Raw genomic sequence first — 18,660 nt, forward strand, 5'->3', positions numbered from 1 at the left:
GGTATGCGAACGCCCTCAAGTGTCCGCATACAGGACAACCGGCGCACGCGAACAACGGTTCGGAATTTTCCGTGACCCAGTGCGCCCCCCGTGCACCGGTACGGAGGGTTAGGTCACGCTTACCACCCGTCCCGGTCGGGCATCTCCGTCGTAGAGTCGATTGACAGTACGACCGCGTTGCACGACCGCGGCGAGACACCGCGGTGAGAGACCGACCCACCCGACGTCCCGAGGACGGAAATCGCCATGCCGCGTCCGACTGCCGCACAGTTCTTCTACGGTTCGGTCACCGTCGTCGCCTCGACCCTCGCGATGCTGCTGCTGTCCCGCACGTCCTCAGGTGCCGGGGTGGCCGTCATCTGCGTGGCGGCCCTCGCCCTCGGACTGCTCGTGGCCATGACCGTGCCCCTGCCAGGCCGGGCGAGGACGGCGCGGGCGGGCACCACGGCCCGTACGGCCCGTACCACCGCGGCGACCACCGCCACCGCCGACGCCGCCCCGGGCCGGACCCCCGGCGCACGCGCCGAGGTGCGGACCGGCGCACGGACTCCGGCCGACCGGATCGGGCACCACTCGCTGCGGCGCTGAGAGCCCACCGCCGACACCCGCGCCGCCGAGGTCACCTGGCGCCACCGGGCCACCGGAGCGCCCCGGTTCAGCGGGCCTGCACCACCACCGTCTTCGCGGCCTTGTCCTGGAGACCCTGCCGGTACGGCTTGTCGGTGAACATCAGCACGATGTTGATGAGCCACCACAGACACGGACAGCACAACAGCGCGGGCAGCCACAGCACCACGGCCCGGACGAAGGACGTCCGCGTCTCCGGCACCCTGCCGTCGCTGAGCATCGCGACCCGCAGCTTCATCAGCCGCTTGCCGATGGTCCGCCCGTCCTTGTGGGTGAGATACGTGTCGTACGCGACGTAGATCGCGAGGCCGATCAGCGACCAGATCAGCTGATGGCCGTTGTACGTCTGGTTGAAGGCCCCGGAGACGCTGTTGTCGTTGTTGTCCGACGACATGTCGATCGCGCCGCCGAAGATCAGCGAGATCAGATACAGCGGGATCGAGATGATCAGGAAGTCGACCAGCCGCGCCACGATCCGCCTGCCCGGTTCGGCGAGCGGCGGCATCCCCGCCAGCGGGTCCACTCCCCCGTACGGGCCCCCGCCGTAGGAACCGGGGCCGTACGGCGGTGGCGGAGGCGGGGGTGGCGGCGTCGCGCCGCCGAACGGGGACCCGGCCGGCGGCGACGGTGGTTCCTGCGGCCTCTTGCGGAACGGATCATCGTCCTCGGGCGGCTGGCCGGACGCCGGCTGATCGTTGCTCATGGGGGCAGTGCATCCCGGCCGACCGGCCCCCGCAAGGGCTCAGGTGCGTTCGGGGGACGGCCGGCGTCCGACTGCCCTCGTCCGACGTCCGCACACCCGACGCCCCCTCACCCTGCCACCCCCCGAAGGCTCTCGGCGCGCCGTCACCCGACGGCCACTCACCCGACGGGGCGTCACTCCCCCGTGCCACGGCCCGCGACGAAGGTGTGCGCCACCTTGTCGTGCCAGCACTGGCGCCACGGCCGGTCGATGAGGCACCACAGCGCGTCGAACACCCCGATCCCCGCCACCCCCAGCACGCCCTGGAACAGCCAGCGGCGCAGCGCGGCCCCGAAGGCGGGCGACTCGTGGGACTCGATGTCCCGTACGTCGAGACCGCAGAGCTTCTTGCCGAGCGTGCGCCCCCACCTGGCGGTCGGAACGGCTTCCAGCACGACCCCGAACACCAGGAACGCGGCGACGACTCCGCCGAACAGCCCGGCCGTGGTCGAGTCCACCAGCCAGACGGTGACCGTCTCGCCGGACAACCGGGCCGCTTCGATCTTCTCGTCGACGTGGTCCATCGCCCGGGTGGCGAGCGGGAATCCGGCCGCCCCGGTGAGCGCTGCCAGCACGACCGCGTCGACGGCCCGGGCCGCGAACCGCCTGCCGAGCCCGGCGGGACGCGCCGACGCCTGGGCACGGGCGGCCTGGAGGAACGGGTCCTCGACCGGGGGCTTCCACGGGACGACGGGCTGATCGGACCGGCCGGACCGATCGGACCGCGGAGCCGGATGCGGCCGCGGGTGCGCCGGGGACTGGACCTGCGGTGACTGCTGGACCTGCGGTGACTGTTGGGCCTGCGGTTGCTGCTGGACCTGCGGTGACTGCTGGACCTGCGGTGACTGCTGGGCCTGCGGTTGCTGCTGGGCCTGGTCGGGTCGGGCGAGCTGGTGGACCTGCTGCGCCCAGGGCGTGGCAGAGGCCGGGCCCGTACCGGCGCGCGGCTGCGGGGGCCGGCGGAGCGCGGGCCGGGAGTCGGCGGAATCGGCGGAGGCGGGGAGTTGCGGGGTGGTGGGCGCGATGGAGGCGGGCGGCTGCGAGACGGTCGGACCGGCCTGGGCGGGCGTGGTCCGCATCGGCGGCATCGCGGCGTCGGCGGGCGCGGGACCCGTGCCGGCGCCCTGGCCGCCCCCGGGACGCCCCTGCCGGTCGGCCCGCAGCGTGACCGTGCCGTCGGACACCCGGTTGCTACCGTCCCGCATCCCGGGGAACGCGTCGCGTCGCGGGCCGTGCGCATCCTGCGGACCCGGCAGGGCCTGCGGGGAGGGCGGGGAGGGCAGGGCCTGCGGGGCGGGCCGGCCCGGGAGCGCCTGCGGGCCGTGCGTGCCCGGGAGGACCGCGCCCGGGAGGGCCTGAGGCCCTTGCGGGCTCTGCTGTCCCTGGGGGCCTTGCGGAGCCGCCGGGATGGCGGGGGTCGCGGGGGTGACAGGGGTTCCCGGAGCGGCCGGAGCAGGGGTACGGGGATCGGCGGGCACACCGGTGGCCGGTGCGCGCACGAAGGGCGCGCGGCGGTCGGCCGGTCCGGTGTCGGCGGGCGCGCGGACGACGGGCGCGCGGTCAGCCGAAAAGCCGTCCGCGGGCGCGCGGTCGGCCGGTGCTCGACCGACCGGACCACCGTCCACGGCCGCCCGGCCGTCCGGTGCGCGATCGGAGTGCGCCGCACCGGACGGTGTCCGGTCGACAGGCGCCGCACCGGACGGTGTGCGCGCGTCCGGGACCGGGGCGGAACCCCCTTGCCCGGACGGCCCGTTGCCGCCCCAGGAGACGCGGCGGTCCTGGTCCGCGCCGAAGCCCGCCTGCCGGGAGGTGTCCGCCTGCCAGGAGGGCGCCGGTTCCGGGCGTGCTCCGGTGACCGGCTCCTCGTCGAGGAAGACCGGACCCGTCTCGTCCACCGGGCCCGGAGCCTGGCCCGGTGCCGGACGGGAATCGTGGAGCGGTCGGCGCGGTTCCCGAGGCGGCCCCTGACGCTGTTCACGGCGTGCCTCGTCGCCGATCTCCGCCGCCCGGCCGGGCGGTCGGGGCGCGGAGGGGCCCGGCCCGGTCGTGGACGGCGGGTCAGGCTGGGGCGGGGCGGGCCGGCTCGTGCCGGGCACCCACGCGGCGCCGTTCCAGTAGCGGACGTATCCGGGGATGGACGGGTCGGGGTAGTACCCCTCGCGGGGGCTTTCGTCACCGGGTGCCGGGGTTGGGGCGCTCATCACCGTGGTCCCGTATCTCTTCGAGGCCTCAATTCAAGGGTCCACATCTATCAGACGGCCGGCCACCCCCGGGCCCGTCCGCCCCTTCGGGCCGTCTTTCGGCCGCCGAGAAATTTCTTCCGTAAGTCGCGTAATAGGTGAGGGCGTGGGCTCTCTCCCTCTGTGCGGCCGGTCGTGGGACCGGCTCACGGACAACGGAAGGACGCGCACTCATGCACACCGTCGTGGAACGTGAACTCGAACTGAGACTCGTGCTGTCGCCGGAACTCAGCATCCCGGTCCCCGCCCGGCTGACGTACCGCACGGCCGATCCGTACGCCGTGCACGCCACCTTCCACATCGGTTCGGAGTGTCCGGTGGAGTGGACCTTCGCCCGTGAACTGCTGGTGGAGGGCGTGTTCCGGCCGTGCGGGCACGGGGACGTGAGGGTCTGGCCGACCAAGGTCGGACAGCGTGGCGTCCTCTGTTTCGCGCTGACCTCCCCCGAGGGGGAGGCGCTGCTGGAGGCCCCGTCGGCGGCGGTGGCCGCGTGGGTGGAGCGGACGCTGCGGGTGGTGCCGCCCGGCACCGAGGGCGAACTGCTCGGCATCGACGACGGTCTCGCCCAACTCCTCGCCCCGCTCCCGGCGGACGATCCGTGGCTGAGCGACCCGTGGCCCTCGGAGGAGTCCGAGGACGGCGACGCGTGACGCCATCCGTCCTCCTCCTCAGCGCCGCACGCGCACGCGCCGCACGCATCCGTCGGCAGGCGCTGCGGCGCGTCCCCCGACGGGCTCCGCCCGGTGGGGGACGGAAGACGGGTCAGACGACCTTGCCCGGGTTGAGCAGCCCGAGCGGGTCGAAGGCCCGCTTGATGCTCCGGTGCAACTCGACGCCCACCTCGCCGAGTTCGCGTGCGAGCCAGTCCTTCTTCAGTACGCCGACGCCGTGTTCGCCGGTGATGGTGCCGCCCAGCTCCAGGCCGAGCGCCATGATCTCGTCGAAGGAGTCCCGGGCCCGCCGTGTCTCGTCGGCGTCGGCGGGGTCGAAGCAGACGACGGGGTGGGTGTTGCCGTCGCCGGCGTGGGCGCAGACGCCGATCGTGAGGTCGTACCTCCGGGCGACGGCCGCCGTCCCTTCGAGCATCGCGCCGAGCTTCGAGCGGGGCACGCAGACGTCGTCGACCATGGTGGCGGGCTTGATGGTCTCCAGGGCGGTGAGGGCCGTCCGCCGGGCCCGGAGCAGCAGCTCGGACTCGGCGGTGTCCTCGGCCGGGACCACTTCGGTGGCCCCGGCCTCGGTGCAGAGCGCGCCGACGGCGGCCAGGTCGGCCGCCGGGTCGGGGGTGTCGAAGGCGGCGAGCAGCAGTGCCTCGGTGGAATCGGGCAGGCCCATGGACATCGTCGCGTTGACGGCCCGGACGCTCGTACGGTCCATCAGTTCGAGGAGTGACGGAGTGTGTCCGCGCTCCATGATCCGGCAGACCGCGTCGCACGCGGCGGCCACGGAGGGGAACTCCGCGGCGAGCGCCAGTTGGCGCGGCGGTCGGGGCCTCAGGGCGAGTACGGCCCGGACGATGACGCCGAGGCTGCCCTCGGAGCCGACGAACAGCCGGGTGAGGTCGTATCCGGCGACGCCCTTCGCGGTGCGGCGGCCGGTGGTGAGGAGCCGGCCGTCGGCGAGGACGACGTCCAGTCCGAGTACGTATTCGGCGGTCACTCCGTACTTCACGCAGCACAGGCCGCCGGACGCGGTGCCGATGTTGCCGCCGATGGTGCACGTCTCCCAGCTGGAGGGGTCCGGCGGGTAGCAGAGGCCGTGCTCGTTCGCCGCGCGGGAGAGCGCGGCGTTGACGACGCCCGGTTCGACGACGGCGATCCGGTCGACGGGGCTGATCTCCAGGATGCGGTCCATCCTGACCAGGGACAGCACGACGCAGCCGTCGGAGGCGTTGGCCGCGCCCGAGAGTCCGGTGCGGGCGCCCTGGGGGACGACCGGGACGCGCAGCGCGGTCGCGGTGCGCATGACGTGCTGGACCTCCTCGACCGTGCGGGGCAGGACCACGACGGCGGGGGCGCCCGCCTCGCAGAAGCTCGCCATGTCGTGCGCGTAGGAGGCGGTGATGTCCGGGTCGGTGATCAGGGCATCGGCAGGCAGGCCCGCGCACAGTCGTTCGAGGAGATCGTCCACGGTCCAAGACTGGCATCCGGGGCCAGGGGTGTGAACCCGTCAGCGGCAGCCTTCACCCAGTGCGGTGTGTTCTTATGACGGACGCAGAGTCATCGGTAGGGATGTCATGCCTCGGCAGCCCCAGGAGTCCCGCGAGCCGCGCCCGACGCGGTGCGGGGCGGCGCTCGGAGCCATGGCCGGCCCCGGCCCCGTGCCGACCGGCGGCGGACGCCGTGGTCGCCGTACCGGACGGCGGTGGTCCCGCGCCGCCACCCGCGCTCGTACCCGCGCCCGCCCGCCGCATCCGTCAGAGGTTGCCGCGCCGCTCCTGCTCCCGCTCGATCGCCTCGAACAGGGCCTTGAAGTTGCCCTTGCCGAAGCCCATCGAGCCGTGCCGCTCGATCATCTCGAAGAAGACCGTCGGGCGGTCCTGGACCGGCTTGGTGAAGATCTGGAGCAGATAGCCGTCCTCGTCGCGGTCGACGAGGATCTTCTCCTCGCGCAGGATCTCCACCGGGACCCGGGTCTCGCCGGCCCACTCGCCGAGGGTGTCGTAGTACGAGTCGGGGGTGTCCAGGAACTGCACACCGGCCGCGCGCATCGTCCGGACCGAGGCGACGATGTCGTTCGTGGCGAGCGCGATGTGCTGGACGCCCGCGCTGCCGTAGAACTCCAGGTACTCGTCGATCTGCGACTTCTTCTTCGCGACGGCGGGCTCGTTGATCGGGAACTTCACCTTGAGGGTGCCGTCGGCCACGACCTTCGACATCAGGGCGGAGTACTCGGTGGCGATGTCGTCGCCCACGAACTCCTTCATGTTCGTGAAGCCCATGACCTTGTTGTAGAAGGCGACCCACTCGTTCATCCGGCCCAGCTCGACGTTGCCGACACAGTGGTCGACCGCCTGGAAGGTCCGCCTGGACGGCCCCTCGACGAGCGGGGCGGCGGCGGTGTAACCCGGCAGGTAGGGGCCGTCGTAGCGGGAGCGGTCGACCAGGGTGTGACGGGTCTTGCCGTACGTGGCGATCGCGGCCAGCACGACCGTGCCGTTCTCGTCCTCGACCTCGTACGGCTCGGCGATGCCGGTCGCACCGTGCTCGACGGCGTAGGCGTACGCGGCACGCGCGTCCGGCACCTCGATGGCGAGGTCGACGACGCCGTCGCCGTGCTCGGCGACATGGTCGGCGAGGAAGCGGCCGTGGTCGGTGGCGGCCTTGATGACGGACGTGAGGACGAAGCGGGCGGAACCGTTCGTCAGGACGTAACTCGCCGTCTCCCGGCTGCCGTTCTCCGGGCCCGAGTAGGCGACCAGCTTCATGCCGAAGGCGGTCGAGTAGTAGTGCGCGGCCTGCTTGGCGTTGCCCACCGCGAAGACGACGGCGTCCATTCCCTTGACCGGGAAGGGGTCGGCCTGCCGTGCGGTGTCGGGGGTGTGATCCACAGTCTCAGTCATATCCGCAGGCTCTCTCCGTATCGCAAGGTGCGCAATAGTTTGCGTATTCACTGGACAACATGTACAGCGCTTCACCAGACTCATGAGGCGATCTGTACAGGATGACCATCAGGAGGAGACCCATGGCGATCGATCATCTGGACGGCCGGCTCATCGTGCTTCTGGCGCGTGAACCCAGGATCGGCGTCCTGGAGGCATCGCGCCGCCTGGGCGTGGCACGCGGGACCGTGCAGGCACGGCTCGACCGTCTTCAGTCGAATGGAGTCATCCGCGGATTCGGCCCCGCCGTCGATCCCGCCGCGCTCGGCTACCCCGTCACCGCGTTCGCGACGCTGGAGATCAAACAAGGCCAAGGGGCCGATGTGCGCGAGCACTTGGACGGCGTACCCGAGGTGCTGGAGCTGCACACCACCACCGGTCACGGCGACATGCTGTGCCGGCTGGTGGCCCGGTCCAACGCCGATCTTCAACGGGTGATCGACCTGGTTGTCGGTTTTGATGGCATTGTCCGGGCCTCCACGGCGATCGTCATGGAGAACCCTGTTCCGCTGCGCGTCATCCCGCTCGTGGAACAGGCCGCCGAGGACACCGACTGATCCGGTCGGGCGCGGTCCGTTCCGGCGATCCGGGCCGCGCCCGACCGGATCGCCGGACACCTGACCTGTCCGTCCGGACCACCCGTCCGGGCGGACACCCGGACCGGCCGGACGGCGGACCGGACCGGCCGACACCCGACCGGACCGGCCGACACCGGTCCGGTCGTTCGACCGACGGCTTGTCCATGGCACGCGAGGGGACGGCGAGTGAGCTTCTGGGACTATCTGGCCAACCGGCACCAACAGCTGCTCACCGACGCGCTCCAGCACGTCAGCGCCGTCTTCCAGTGCATGGTGATCGCGACCGTGCTGGGGGTCGCGATCGGCGTGTTCACGTACCGCAGCGGCTGGGCCGGCTCCCTGGCCATCACCTCCACGGCGGCGGTCCTCACCGTTCCCTCGCTCGCCGCGATCGGACTCCTGATCCCGCTGGTCGGGCTCGGTGTCGCGCCCACCGTGATCACCCTGACGCTCTACGGGCTGCTGCCCATCGTCCGTAACTCCGTCGTCGGCCTGCGCGGCGTCGACCCCGCGCTGGTCGACGCCGCGAAGGGCATCGGGATGTCACGCACCGCCCGGCTGTGCCGGGTGGAGCTGCCGCTCGCCTGGCCGCCGATCCTCACCGGCATCCGGGTGTCGACGCAGATGCTGATGGGCATCGCCGCCATCGCCGCGTACGCGTCGGGTCCCGGCCTCGGCAACGAGATCTTCCGTGGCATCGCCTCCCTGGGCAGCGCCAACGCGATCAACCAGGTGCTGGCGGGCACGCTCGGCATCGTCGTCCTCGCCCTGCTGTTCGACGCGGTCTACATCGTGCTCGGACGGCTGACCATCCCGAGGGGAATCCGTGTCTGAGACAGCTGCGGGCCCGGCCGCCGAGGACGCCCCGGCCGACGCCACCTCCGGGGCCCCCATCCAGCTGGAGAACCTGACCAAGGTCTACCCCGGCAGCCCGACTCCGGCCGTCGAGAACGTCTCGATGGACATCAGGGCCGGCGAGACGGTCATCTTCGTCGGCCCCTCCGGGGGCGGCAAGACCACCCTGCTCAAGATGATCAACCGGCTGATCGAACCGACCTCCGGCCGGATCAGGATCGGCGACGAGGACGTCACGGACATCGACCCGGTGAAGCTGCGCCGCAAGATCGGTTACGCCATCCAGTCGTCCGGGCTGTTCCCGCACATGACGGTCGCGGAGAACATCGCGCTCGTACCGAGGATGGTCGGCTGGTCGAAGTCGAGGGTGAAGGACCGGGTCGAGGAGATGCTGGACCTGGTCGGGCTGGACCCCCGGGAGTTCCACGGAAGGTATCCGCGCCAGCTCTCCGGCGGCCAGCAGCAGCGCGTCGGGGTGGCGCGGGCGCTGTCCGCCGACCCCCCGGTGCTGGTGATGGACGAGCCGTTCGGCGCGGTCGACCCGATCACCCGCGACCACCTCCAGGACGAGCTGATCCGGCTCCAGCACGAACTGCACAAGACGATCGTCTTCGTCACCCACGACTTCGACGAGGCGATCAAGCTGGGCGACCGGATCGCGGTGCTGCGGGAGCGGTCGCGCATCGCCCAGTTCGACACCCCGGAGGCGATCCTCACCAACCCGGCGGACGACTTCGTCTCCGGGTTCGTCGGCGCGGGGGCGGCCCTCAAGCGGCTGAACCTGACCCGGGTGCGGGACGTGGGGATCGCCGAGTTCCCGACGGTGACGGTCGACGACCCGCTCCAGTCGATCTTCGACAAGCTCCGCAGCGGCCCGTACAACGAACTGCTGATGCTGGACCGCAGGAACCGCCCGTACAAATGGCTGCGGCGCGGTGATCTGTTGCGGGCCCGAGGCTCGCTGGCGCGCGCCGGGCAGCTGGTGCACGACACGGTCACCCGGGACGCGACGCTGCACGACGCGCTGGAGGCGGTGCTGATCGACAGCGGCGGGCGGGTCGCGGTGACCGGCAGACGCGGCGAGTTCACCGGGGTCGTCGATATGCACACCCTGATGAACTCCGTCCAGGAACTGCTGGAGGCCGACCGGCTCGCCGCCTTCGAGCACCAGCACGAACTGGACGAACTGCGCGCCGAGCAGGGCGAGTCGGAACCGGGGGGCGGTGCGGACGGCGCATGAACTCCGAGCGGAACTCCCCCGAGCGCGACCGGCCCCCCTCCCACGACCGGCCGTCCCCCGCACGCGTACGGGAGCCCGGTGAGCACGACGTCAAGGGGCTGCCGTTCCGCGACCGGGAGGCCGAACCACCGTCCGAACCGGCCGGCCCGCCGCGCCGGATCACCTGGCGCAAGCTGGTGGTGGTGCCACTGGTGCTCGCGGTCGTGCTGGCCCTCACCTATGTGTGGATCACCGGCATCCACCTCGACTCGATCGCGAAGAACTCGCTGGACAACGGCAATGTGCGGCTGCGGCTGTGGCAGCACGTCAAGCTCACCGCGATCTCGACCTTCTGGGTGCTGGTCATCGCGATCCCGTTGGGGATCGCGCTCACCCGGCGCGGGCTGGTCAGGATCGCCCCGGTGGTCACGGCCGTCGCCAACGTCGGCCAGGCGGCCCCGGCGATCGGTCTGCTGGCGCTGCTGGTGATCTGGCTCGGCATCGGCCCGTCCACGGCGATCGTCGGGATCGTGATCTACGCGGTGCTGCCGGTGCTCTCGAACACGGTGGCGGGCCTCCGGGCGATCGATCCGACGCTGGTCGAGGCGTCGCGCGGCATCGGCATGTCGGGGATGGGGACGCTCACGAAGGTCGAACTGCCGCTGGCGGTCCCGCTGATCCTGGCGGGTGTGCGGACGGCGCTGGTGCTCAATGTCGGCACGGCGACCCTGGCGACGTTCGGGGGCGGTGGCGGGCTCGGCGACCTGATCACCTCGGGCATCCAGACCCAGCGGATGCCGGTGCTGGTGCTGGGGTCCGTGCTGACGGTGGTGCTGGCGCTGCTGGTGGACTGGCTGGCGTCACTGGTCGAGGTGTCGCTGACACCGCGCGGACTGGAGGAGCGGTGACGGCGGTACGGGGGAGGCGGACGCGGGACGGCGGTGCGGGGGCACGGGTACGCGTACGGGGACGGGGCCGCGTACGAGGACGAGGACGACACCGGGCGCGCGGGGCGTTGGCGGGGGCGCTGGCGCTGCTGGCGGTGGCGGTCGCGGGGTGCGGGCTGAAGAGCGGGTCACCGATGGTGGACGACGTGTCGCCGGGCTCCGTCGGCGCGGGTGAACCGCTCAAGGGCGCCTCGCTGACGGTCACTTCGAAGAACTTCAGCGAGAACATCATCCTGGGCCAGATGATCGGCCTGGTCTTCAAGGCGGCCGGGGCGGAGGTCCTGGACCGGACGAACCTGCCCGGCTCGATCAGCGCGCGCGAGGCGATCGTCAAGGGCGACGCGGACGCGATGTACGAGTACACGGGCACCGCGTGGATCACGTACCTCGGCCACCAGAAGCCGATCACGAACCCGCTGAAGCAGTGGGAGGCGGTCCGGGACGAGGACCGGAAGCACGGGGTGACGTGGCTGCCGCAGTCCACGCTCGACAACACCTACGCACTGGCCATCAGCAGGAAGAACAACGCGAAGTACAGGCTCAGGACGCTCTCGGACGTCGCCGAGCTGTCGCGGAGGGACCCCTCGGCGGTGACGGTCTGCGTGGAGAACGAGTTCGCCTCCCGCGACGACGGACTGCCCGGCATGGTCCGGGCGTACGGGATGCGGCTGCCCGCCTCGCAGGTCAAGAAGATGGACGCCGGGATCGTCTACACCCAGGTGTCGAAGTCCAACTCATGCCTGCTGGGTGAGGTGTTCACCACGGACGGCCGCATCAAGGCGATGAACCTCGACGTGCTGGAGGACAACAAGCACTTCTTCCCCAACTACAACGCGGCGCCCGTGGTGCACACGAAGACCTTCGAGAAGTATCCGCGGATCGCGGGGCTGCTGGACCCGGTCACCAGGAAACTGACGACGGAGGTCGCGCAGGTGCTGAACGCGAAGGTGGACGTGGACGGCGAGGACCCGCACGAGGTGGCGAAGGACTGGCTGGTGAAGGAGGGGTTCATCAAGAAGGGATAGCCCTTCTTGATCGCCGGTGTTCGGTGCTTGGTGTTCGGGGCTTGGTTTTCGGGGCTTGGTGCCTGGCGATCGGTGCCCGGCACTCGGCCCTCGGTGTGCGGGAACGCCGGCGGACGCCGTCGGACCCAGCCCCAGCCTCGACCTCAGCCCCAGCCTCGACCCCGGACCCGGCCCCGGGGTCAGCAGCTCGGGACCTTGCCGCCCTGGTCCAGCGCCCGGAGCGAGGACACCGCGTCCTTCAGGGTCGTGACCGGGACCAGCCGGAGGCCCTTGGGGCGCTCGGCACGGGCCGCCGCGCACTCGTCCTCGGGCACCAGGAAGACCGTGGCGCCGTCGCGCCGGGCGGCCTGGGTCTTCAGCGACACCCCGCCGACGGCTCCCACGCTGCCGTCCGCGCTGATCGTGCCCGTACCCGCGACCGTACGGCCCCCGGTGAGGTCACCACCGGCCCCGTCGCCGTCGAGCTTGTCGATGATGCCCAGCGCGAAGAACAGCCCGGCGCTGGGACCACCCACATCGGCGAGGTGCAGCGTGACCCGCACCGACGAGGGGTCCTTGCCGAGGTACTTCATGGCCGCGTCCACGGCGACGTTCTGCGACTTCCGCATGTCGTCGAGGTTGTGCTTCTCGATCTCCGTGTCGGAACCGCCGGAGGGGTAGACGGAGTCGCGGGGCATCACCGCCCGGTCGCCCCTGAACCACCCGTCGACCACGTCGACGATGCCGACGTCCGCGGACGGCCCGGTGGCCAGGATGGTGGTCATCCGCAACTGCCCCTGGGTACGCCGGGTCGGGGCCCCCTCGATGCTGATCACGGCCTGTCCGTGGTCGTCGCCGAGCACGTTCGCCGTGGTGCCCGGCTGCGCGACGGTGAACGGCAGCGGCGCGAAGGCGGCCACGCCGAAGAGCGCGAGCACGGGCAGGGCGCAGAGGGCGAGAGCGCGGGGGCGCGAGTGACGAGTGAACACCCGGCCAATCTATCGGCCCCGTGGCACCCGGGACGGCGGGGGCGCGGCGAGGGCCGCGGGCCGACGGGGACGGATACGGGTCCGTGCCCCTGACCCGGCACACCCGGCGGCCGGCCCCGGTCCTCCCCCGCGTATCACCTCACCTCAGCGCGTCCGCCACCTCCCGGGCCGCGTCCACCACACGGGGCCCGACCCGTTCCGGTACGGAGTCCGCGAGCATCACCACGCCGACGCTGCCCTCCACCCCGGTAACCCCCGTCAGCGCGGCGGCGGCGCCGCTCGCACCCGCCTCCAGTTCGCCGTGGGTGAGGGTGTAGCCGGGCCCGTTCGCGCTCCCGTTCGCGTTCTGCCGGCGGGCGGCCAGGATCGCCCGGCCCGCCGCGCCCCGGTCGAGCGGATGGCGGAACCCGGCCCGGTACGCCACGTGGTAGTCGGTCCAGGTCGGTTCGACCACCGCGACGGCGAGCGCGTCGGCGCCGTCGACCAGGGTGAGGTGCGCCGTGGCGCCGATGTCCTCCGCCAGCGAGCGCAGCGCGGGCAGCGCGGCCTCCCGGACGAGCGGATGCACCTGGCGGCCCAGTCGCAGCACACCCAGGCCGACCCGGGCGCGTCCGCCCAAGTCGCGCCGGATCAGGGCGTGTTGTTCCAGGGTGGCGAGCAGACGGTAGACCACGGTGCGATTGACGCCGAGTTTGTTGGACAACTCGGTGACGGTCAGGCCGTGATCGGTGTCGGCGAGCAGTTTGAGGACACGCAGTCCCCGGTCGAGCGTCTGGGAGGTCTCCGCGGTCACGTCGCCCTCTCCTCTTTGGTGAGTGGCGGGGCTCTCTCACGGGGTACCGCGAACGCCGGTCCCAGCGGCGACGCACGGAGAGAGGGCCGCCGGCTGGCCATGGCACCGGCTGCGCCCCGCGGCGGCATTGCCACGGAGCGTTCACGTTTCGGGGACATTAGCGAGCTGGTCCGCTCAGCGGAAGACCTCGTCCAGAATCCGGGCGTTTCCCGTTCCCCTCTGCCGAAGCTCCCACAAAAGCGCCGGTCAGCGCGGCGTCGATCAAATCGTGGACATCTACGCGCGTCCAGGTCGGACGACGTCTCCGCGACGCTCCGTGTACGAGTGTGAACCGACGTTAACCCACCGTGAACGACCCGGCACATAAATTTCTGGCACGGGCGGACCCGGGGGCCGTGACCGAGGTACGGGGGTGAACGCGCAACGGCCTCACCCCCGGCCCTGGCCTGGGCCCCGCGCCGCCGAAAGGGGAGGGCCGGTGGTCCGTCCCCAACCACCGGCCCTCCCCCGGAGCCCCGGAGCCCGGCCGTGCCGGGCCCCGGGTCACGTCATGCGGGTGGCCCACTCCTGGACCTTCTTGATCCGCTCCCGGATCTGCCCCGCCGTCGCCTCCGCGCTGGGCGGACCGCCGCACACCCGCCGCAGCTCGGTGTGGATCACGCCGTGCGGTTTGCCGCTCTGGTGGACGTACGCCCCCACCATCGTGTTGAGCTGTTTGCGCAGCCCCAGCAGCTCCTTGTGCGAGACCACCGGCCGACGCTCGGCGGGGAGTTCGACGAGATCCGCCTCCTCGTCCGGCTTCCTCCGGCTGTGCGCGATCTGCCGGGCCTGCCGCTTCTGGAGCAGCAGCTGCACCTGGTCGGGTTCGAGGAGCCCGGGGATGCCGAGGTAGTCCTGCTCCTCCTCGCTGCCCGGATGGGCCTGCATCCCGAACTCGGCCCCGTCGTACAGCACCCGGTCGAACACCGCGTCGGACTCCAGCGCCTCGAACGGCAGCTGGTCCTGCTCGCCGGTGTCCTCGTCCTGTTCGCGCTCGGCCTCGGCCAGCTCCTTCTCGGACTCGGCGTACGGGTCCTCCTCGCCGTCCTTCTTCGGCTTGTCGAGGACGTGGTCGCGCTCGACCTCCATCTCGTTGGCGAAGTCGAGCAGCGACGGAATGGTCGGCAGGAACACCGACGCCGTCTCGCCGCGCCGCCTGGACCGCACGAAACGGCCCACCGCCTGCGCGAAGAAGAGCGGGGTCGAGATCGTGGTGGCGTACACACCGACCGCCAGGCGCGGCACGTCGACCCCCTCGGAGACCATCCGGACCGCGACCATCCAGCGGTCCTGGCTCTCGCTGAAGTCGTCGATCCGCTGGGAGGAGGACGCCTCGTCGGAGAGGACGAGGGTCGCCTTGGTGCCGGTGATCTCGCGGATCAGCTTGGCGTACGCGCGGGCCGACTCCTGGTCGCTGGCGATGACGAGTCCGCCCGCGTCCGGGATGCCCTTGCGGACCTCGGACAGCCGCCGGTCGGCGGCGCGCAGCACGTTCGGCATCCAGTCGCCCTTGGCGTCGAGCGCGGTCCGCCACGCCTGCGAGACGGCGTCCTTGGTCATCGGCTCCCCGAGCCGGGCGGCGATCTCGTCGCCCGCCTTGGTCCGCCAGCGCATGTTGCCGCTGTACGAGAGGAAGATGACCGGGCGGACCACGCCGTCGCCGAGGGCGTTGCCGTAGCCGTAGGTGTAGTCGGCGGCGGACCGCCGAATCCCGTCGTTGCCCTCCTCGTACGTCACGAAGGGGATGGGGTTGGTGTCGGAGCGGAACGGCGTACCGGTGAGGGCGAGCCGGCGGGTGGCCGGTTCGAACGCCTCCAGGCACGCCTCGCCCCAGGACTTGGAGTCCCCGGCGTGGTGGATCTCGTCGAGGATGACGAGGGTCTTGCGCTGCTCGCAGCGGTTGCGGTGCAGCATCGGCCGGACCCCGACACCGGCGTACGTCACGGCGACACCGTGGTACTCCTTGCTGACGGGGCCCGCACTGTAGTCGGGGTCGAGCTTGATCCCTATCCGGGCCGCCGCTGCGGCCCACTGCTTCTTCAGATGCTCGGTCGGCGCGACGACGGTCACCTGCTGCACGACGTGGTGGTGCAGCAGCCATGAGGCGAGGGTCAGCGCGAAGGTGGTCTTTCCGGCGCCTGGCGTCGCGACCGCGAGGAAGTCGCGCGGCTGCTCCTGGACGTACCTCTCCATGGCGCCCTGCTGCCAGGCTCGCAGCTTTCCGGCGGTGCCCCAGGGGGCCCGGCCGGGGAAGGCGGGTGAGAGGTGGTGGGAGGCGGTAGTAGTCACGGTCTCCGGTTCGGGGCTCTCGGGTGCGTGGTGCGCTGTCCGTACGGGATACGACAACCGGGCCACCCTACCGGGGGCCCGGAGCCGGGCCGCCCGGATCGGCGCGGCTCCCGAGGGAAGTGCGACCGCTCTCACATCGCGTCGGCGAGGAGTTCGCGCAGCCCCCACGCGATGAGCTTCACCTCGTCGGCCGCCCCGGTGGCCACCTCGATGACCAGACGCTCGGCGGCGTCGATGTCCGGGCGCGGATCGGCGCCGTTCATCGCGAGGAACGTCACGCAGGACAGCCAGGCGGTTCGCCTGTTGCCGTCGAAGAACGGATGGTTGATCGCCAGCGACTGGAGCAGCGCGGCGGCCTTGTCCAGCAGGTCCGGATACGCCTCCTCGCCGAGCATCGCCGCCGCCGGCCGGTGTGCCGCCGATTCGAGGAGGCCGATGTCCCGTACGACGATCTGCGTGTCCGGGCAGGCGTGCTCGGCGATGACGAGGATGTCCTCGGAGGACAGATGGACGCAGGTCACTTCAGGCGCTCCATGAGCTCGCCCCACTTGGCGGCCTGCTCCTTGGCGGTCTTGCGGACGATGGCCTGCTGGGCCGTCCTGGCCAGGTAGTCGTCGACGGCCTGGAGGAGGAGGGCGTGCATGCTCGTGCCCTCCTGCTCGGCGCGCTGCTTGAGTGCTTCGGTCTGGTCGTCACGAAGACGCAGGTTCATGGCCATACCGGAACGGCACCACCGAGTGGGGCCAGAGTGGTACCGCCGGAGTGGTACCGCCCGCGCTACCCCTTGGCCCGCACCCGGGTGGCCACCCACGCGCCCACCAGCGCCACCCCCGCCATCGGCAGGAACACCGCCGCGAACGCCCCCGGGTGGGAGCCGGAGGCGCCCGAGGCGCCCGCCGTGTGCACCGCCCCCACCGCGCCACCCCCGAGCGCCGCGAACGCCGCGCCGCCCGCCGCGAGCAGCAGGACGTTCGAGAGGCCGTCGGAGATCTGGAGCGCGGCCGAGTTGGCGCCCGCCTCCGAGGGGGCGGACAGCTTGAGCAGCAGCACGCTCGTCGACGCCATGACCACGCCCATGCCGAGGCATCCGACGCCCCAGGCGACCGCGACGATCCACACCGGCACCGCGTCGATCAGCACGGTCGGTGCCGTGGCGATCGCGGCGGCCACCATCACCATCCCGATCACCATCAGCCGCTCCCGGTGCGGCTCGGCGCGCGGCCTGGACTGCGCGTACGAGCCGAGCGCCCAGGTCGCACCGCCCGCGGCCAGCGACAGTCCGGCCATCGTCGGGGACAGTCCGCGCTGGGTCACCAGCATCAGCGGTACGAAGGACTCCGCCGCGATGAACGACCCGGCCGCGACCCCGCGCAGCAGCACCACGGCGGGCAGCCCACGCGCCGCCCGGCCGGTGCCCGGGGGCAGCAGCCCGCGCACGGCGGGGACGAGCAGCGCGACCCCGACGGCGGCCGGGACCAGCGCGAGCCAGTTCAGCTCCTGCCCGGCGTACTGGAGCAGCCCGGCGCCGACCGAGATCGCCAGGGCGAGCCGGATGCGCCGGCGGTCGTACGGCCGCACCGGCGCGTCCGGGTCCGCCGGTCCCGACGCAATGCGCCGGATCGCGGGGAGGGCGATGGCCAGGGGGAAGACGACCAGCAGCGGGATGCCGATGAAGACCCAGCGCCAGCCGATGTGCTGCGTGACGGAACCGGAGGCGAGCGGTCCGACGACGGACGGGATCACCCAGCTCGCGGCGAACGCGGCCATGATCGACGGGCGCAGGTGTTCCGGGTAGGCGCGGCTGATCACCACGTACAACGCCACGATCACCAGCCCGCCGCCGAGCCCCTGGACGGCCCGGCCCGCGATGAATATCCACATGCCGGTCGCCGTCCCGGAGAGCAGCAGCCCGGCCCCGAACGCCCCGATGCCGACCGCCACCGGCACCAGCGGGCCACGCCGGTCGGCCCACTGCCCCGACAGCACCATGGCGAACAGGCTGGTGGTGAAGTAGGCGGAGAACGCGAACGCGTACAGCGGGATGCCGTGCAGCTCCCGGGCGGCGACCGGCATCGCGGTGCCGACCGCGGTCGCCTCGAAGGCGATCAGGAACACCACGGAGACGATGCCGATGCTCAGCGCCCGGTGGGTCCTGCCGAGCACGCCGCCCTCGCCGGTCCGGGGCGGACCGGCCGGGTTCCCGCTGTCCTTGATGTCGACGAGATCGGCGAGATCCGCGAGATCCGCGAGGGGCAGATCGACATCGGCGGCCGCGGCGGCGTCGGGGGGTTCCAGGGCACTCATGAGCCAAGAGTAAGGGGCATGAACCGGTATGAACCCTGTCCTGGGACGGGCCCTCACTCCTCCCTTGGTCGTAGGCCGACGCCCCCTCGATGTGAACGCGGTGTGGCAGTCGCGTTGCGGCCCTCGGACACCCCTTCCGCCCTGGGGACAACCGCCCGTACGGTCGGGAACACAGCACGACGGAGCAACGTAGGAGAACCGAGCGACACCGAGAGAAGAGAACGGCACGGCCGTGTGCCCGAGTGGTTGAGGGACTCGCCTGCAAAGCGGGTTACGCCGGTTCGATTCCGGTCACGGCCTCCACGTACGGATCACGTACGGATTCTGTGCGGACGAGAGTGGCCGCCCCCATGGTGCGGGGGCGGCCACTTCGTCGTGCGCGGACGGGCGGGCGCCGCCCCGGCCGGCAGGCCCCGGCCGTGCGCCCGCCCTC

The 18,660-nt window shown here is 71.7% G+C and carries 17 protein-coding genes and 1 tRNA gene; 8 read left to right on the plus strand and 10 right to left on the minus strand.

What is annotated here, in order from left to right:
• Positions 1–246: 246 nt before the first annotated feature.
• A complete protein-coding gene (locus PZB75_RS09930; protein ID WP_275534933.1) occupies positions 247–588 on the plus strand; it encodes a hypothetical protein in 342 nt (113 codons plus the stop codon).
• Positions 589–655: 67 nt separating this feature from the next.
• Here the strand turns inward: PZB75_RS09930 and PZB75_RS09935 are convergent, their stop codons facing one another.
• Together PZB75_RS09935 and PZB75_RS09940 are read right to left on the minus strand one after the other, a co-directional pair.
• Entirely contained in the window at positions 656–1,330 is a 675-nt protein-coding gene (locus PZB75_RS09935; protein ID WP_275534934.1) for an RDD family protein, read from the minus strand.
• A 173-nt stretch (positions 1,331–1,503) separates the two neighbouring features.
• Positions 1,504–3,570 carry an RDD family protein gene (locus PZB75_RS09940; protein ID WP_275534935.1) on the minus strand — a complete coding sequence of 689 codons (2,067 nt, stop codon included), beginning with the start codon at positions 3,568–3,570 and terminating at the stop codon, positions 1,504–1,506.
• 212 nt (positions 3,571–3,782) lie between these two features.
• Between PZB75_RS09940 and PZB75_RS09945 the strand changes: the two genes are divergently transcribed.
• A complete protein-coding gene (locus PZB75_RS09945; RefSeq protein WP_275534936.1) occupies positions 3,783–4,259 on the plus strand; it encodes an SsgA family sporulation/cell division regulator in 477 nt (158 codons plus the stop codon).
• Between the two features lie 112 nt (positions 4,260–4,371).
• Here the strand turns inward: PZB75_RS09945 and PZB75_RS09950 are convergent, their stop codons facing one another.
• Both PZB75_RS09950 and hppD read right to left on the minus strand, forming a co-directional pair.
• Positions 4,372–5,739, minus strand: a complete 1,368-nt coding sequence (locus PZB75_RS09950) for an FAD-linked oxidase C-terminal domain-containing protein (protein WP_275534937.1) — start codon at positions 5,737–5,739, stop codon at positions 4,372–4,374.
• A gap of 286 nt (positions 5,740–6,025) precedes the next feature.
• A complete protein-coding gene (gene hppD, locus PZB75_RS09955; RefSeq protein ID WP_275534938.1) occupies positions 6,026–7,171 on the minus strand; it encodes a 4-hydroxyphenylpyruvate dioxygenase in 1,146 nt (381 codons plus the stop codon).
• A 122-nt stretch (positions 7,172–7,293) separates the two neighbouring features.
• On the opposite strand from hppD, the gene PZB75_RS09960 reads away from it, so the two are divergent.
• The 5 genes from PZB75_RS09960 (at position 7,294) to PZB75_RS09980 (ending at position 11,834) form a co-directional block, all read left to right on the plus strand.
• Entirely contained in the window at positions 7,294–7,767 is a 474-nt protein-coding gene (locus PZB75_RS09960; RefSeq protein WP_275534939.1) for an Lrp/AsnC family transcriptional regulator, read from the plus strand.
• Positions 7,768–7,974: 207 nt separating this feature from the next.
• Complete coding sequence (locus PZB75_RS09965; protein ID WP_275534940.1) at positions 7,975–8,622, plus strand: ABC transporter permease; 648 nt, start codon at positions 7,975–7,977, stop codon at positions 8,620–8,622.
• On the plus strand, positions 8,615–9,883 hold the full coding sequence (locus PZB75_RS09970; protein WP_275534941.1) for a betaine/proline/choline family ABC transporter ATP-binding protein: 1,269 nt from the start codon (positions 8,615–8,617) through the stop codon (positions 9,881–9,883). Before PZB75_RS09965 ends, PZB75_RS09970 begins: the two co-directional genes overlap by 8 nt.
• Positions 9,880–10,770, plus strand: coding sequence for an ABC transporter permease (locus PZB75_RS09975; RefSeq protein ID WP_275534942.1), 891 nt, complete (start codon positions 9,880–9,882; stop codon positions 10,768–10,770). Before PZB75_RS09970 ends, PZB75_RS09975 begins: the two co-directional genes overlap by 4 nt.
• A 107-nt stretch (positions 10,771–10,877) precedes the next feature.
• A complete protein-coding gene (locus PZB75_RS09980) occupies positions 10,878–11,834 on the plus strand; it encodes a glycine betaine ABC transporter substrate-binding protein (RefSeq protein ID WP_275534943.1) in 957 nt (318 codons plus the stop codon).
• 179 nt (positions 11,835–12,013) lie between these two features.
• Here the strand turns inward: PZB75_RS09980 and PZB75_RS09985 are convergent, their stop codons facing one another.
• The 6 genes from PZB75_RS09985 to PZB75_RS10010 form a co-directional block, all read right to left on the minus strand.
• Positions 12,014–12,802, minus strand: coding sequence for a S16 family serine protease (locus tag PZB75_RS09985; protein ID WP_275534944.1), 789 nt, complete (start codon positions 12,800–12,802; stop codon positions 12,014–12,016).
• A 139-nt stretch (positions 12,803–12,941) separates the two neighbouring features.
• Positions 12,942–13,595, minus strand: coding sequence for a helix-turn-helix domain-containing protein (locus PZB75_RS09990; RefSeq protein WP_275534945.1), 654 nt, complete (start codon positions 13,593–13,595; stop codon positions 12,942–12,944).
• A 543-nt stretch (positions 13,596–14,138) separates the two neighbouring features.
• Entirely contained in the window at positions 14,139–15,923 is a 1,785-nt protein-coding gene (locus PZB75_RS09995; RefSeq protein ID WP_275534946.1) for a DEAD/DEAH box helicase, read from the minus strand.
• 131 nt (positions 15,924–16,054) lie between these two features.
• The gene (locus PZB75_RS10000) at positions 16,055–16,444 is read right to left on the minus strand and encodes a type II toxin-antitoxin system death-on-curing family toxin (RefSeq protein ID WP_275534947.1); all 390 of its coding nucleotides are present in this window, start codon (positions 16,442–16,444) and stop codon (positions 16,055–16,057) included.
• Positions 16,441–16,641, minus strand: coding sequence for a ribbon-helix-helix protein, CopG family (locus PZB75_RS10005; RefSeq protein WP_275534948.1), 201 nt, complete (start codon positions 16,639–16,641; stop codon positions 16,441–16,443). The genes PZB75_RS10000 and PZB75_RS10005 overlap by 4 nt, the downstream gene beginning before the upstream one ends.
• A 59-nt stretch (positions 16,642–16,700) precedes the next feature.
• Positions 16,701–18,227 (minus strand): MFS transporter, encoded by a 1,527-nt coding sequence (locus PZB75_RS10010; protein WP_275534949.1) that lies wholly within the window; start codon positions 18,225–18,227, stop codon positions 16,701–16,703.
• Positions 18,228–18,455: 228 nt separating this feature from the next.
• On the opposite strand from PZB75_RS10010, the gene PZB75_RS10015 reads away from it, so the two are divergent.
• Positions 18,456–18,530: transfer RNA gene (locus tag PZB75_RS10015), tRNA-Cys, on the plus strand.
• The last annotated feature ends 130 nt before the right edge of the window (positions 18,531–18,660 follow it).

It is taken from the genome of Streptomyces sp. AM 4-1-1, assembly GCF_029167625.1.
Lineage (GTDB): Bacteria > Actinomycetota > Actinomycetes > Streptomycetales > Streptomycetaceae > Streptomyces.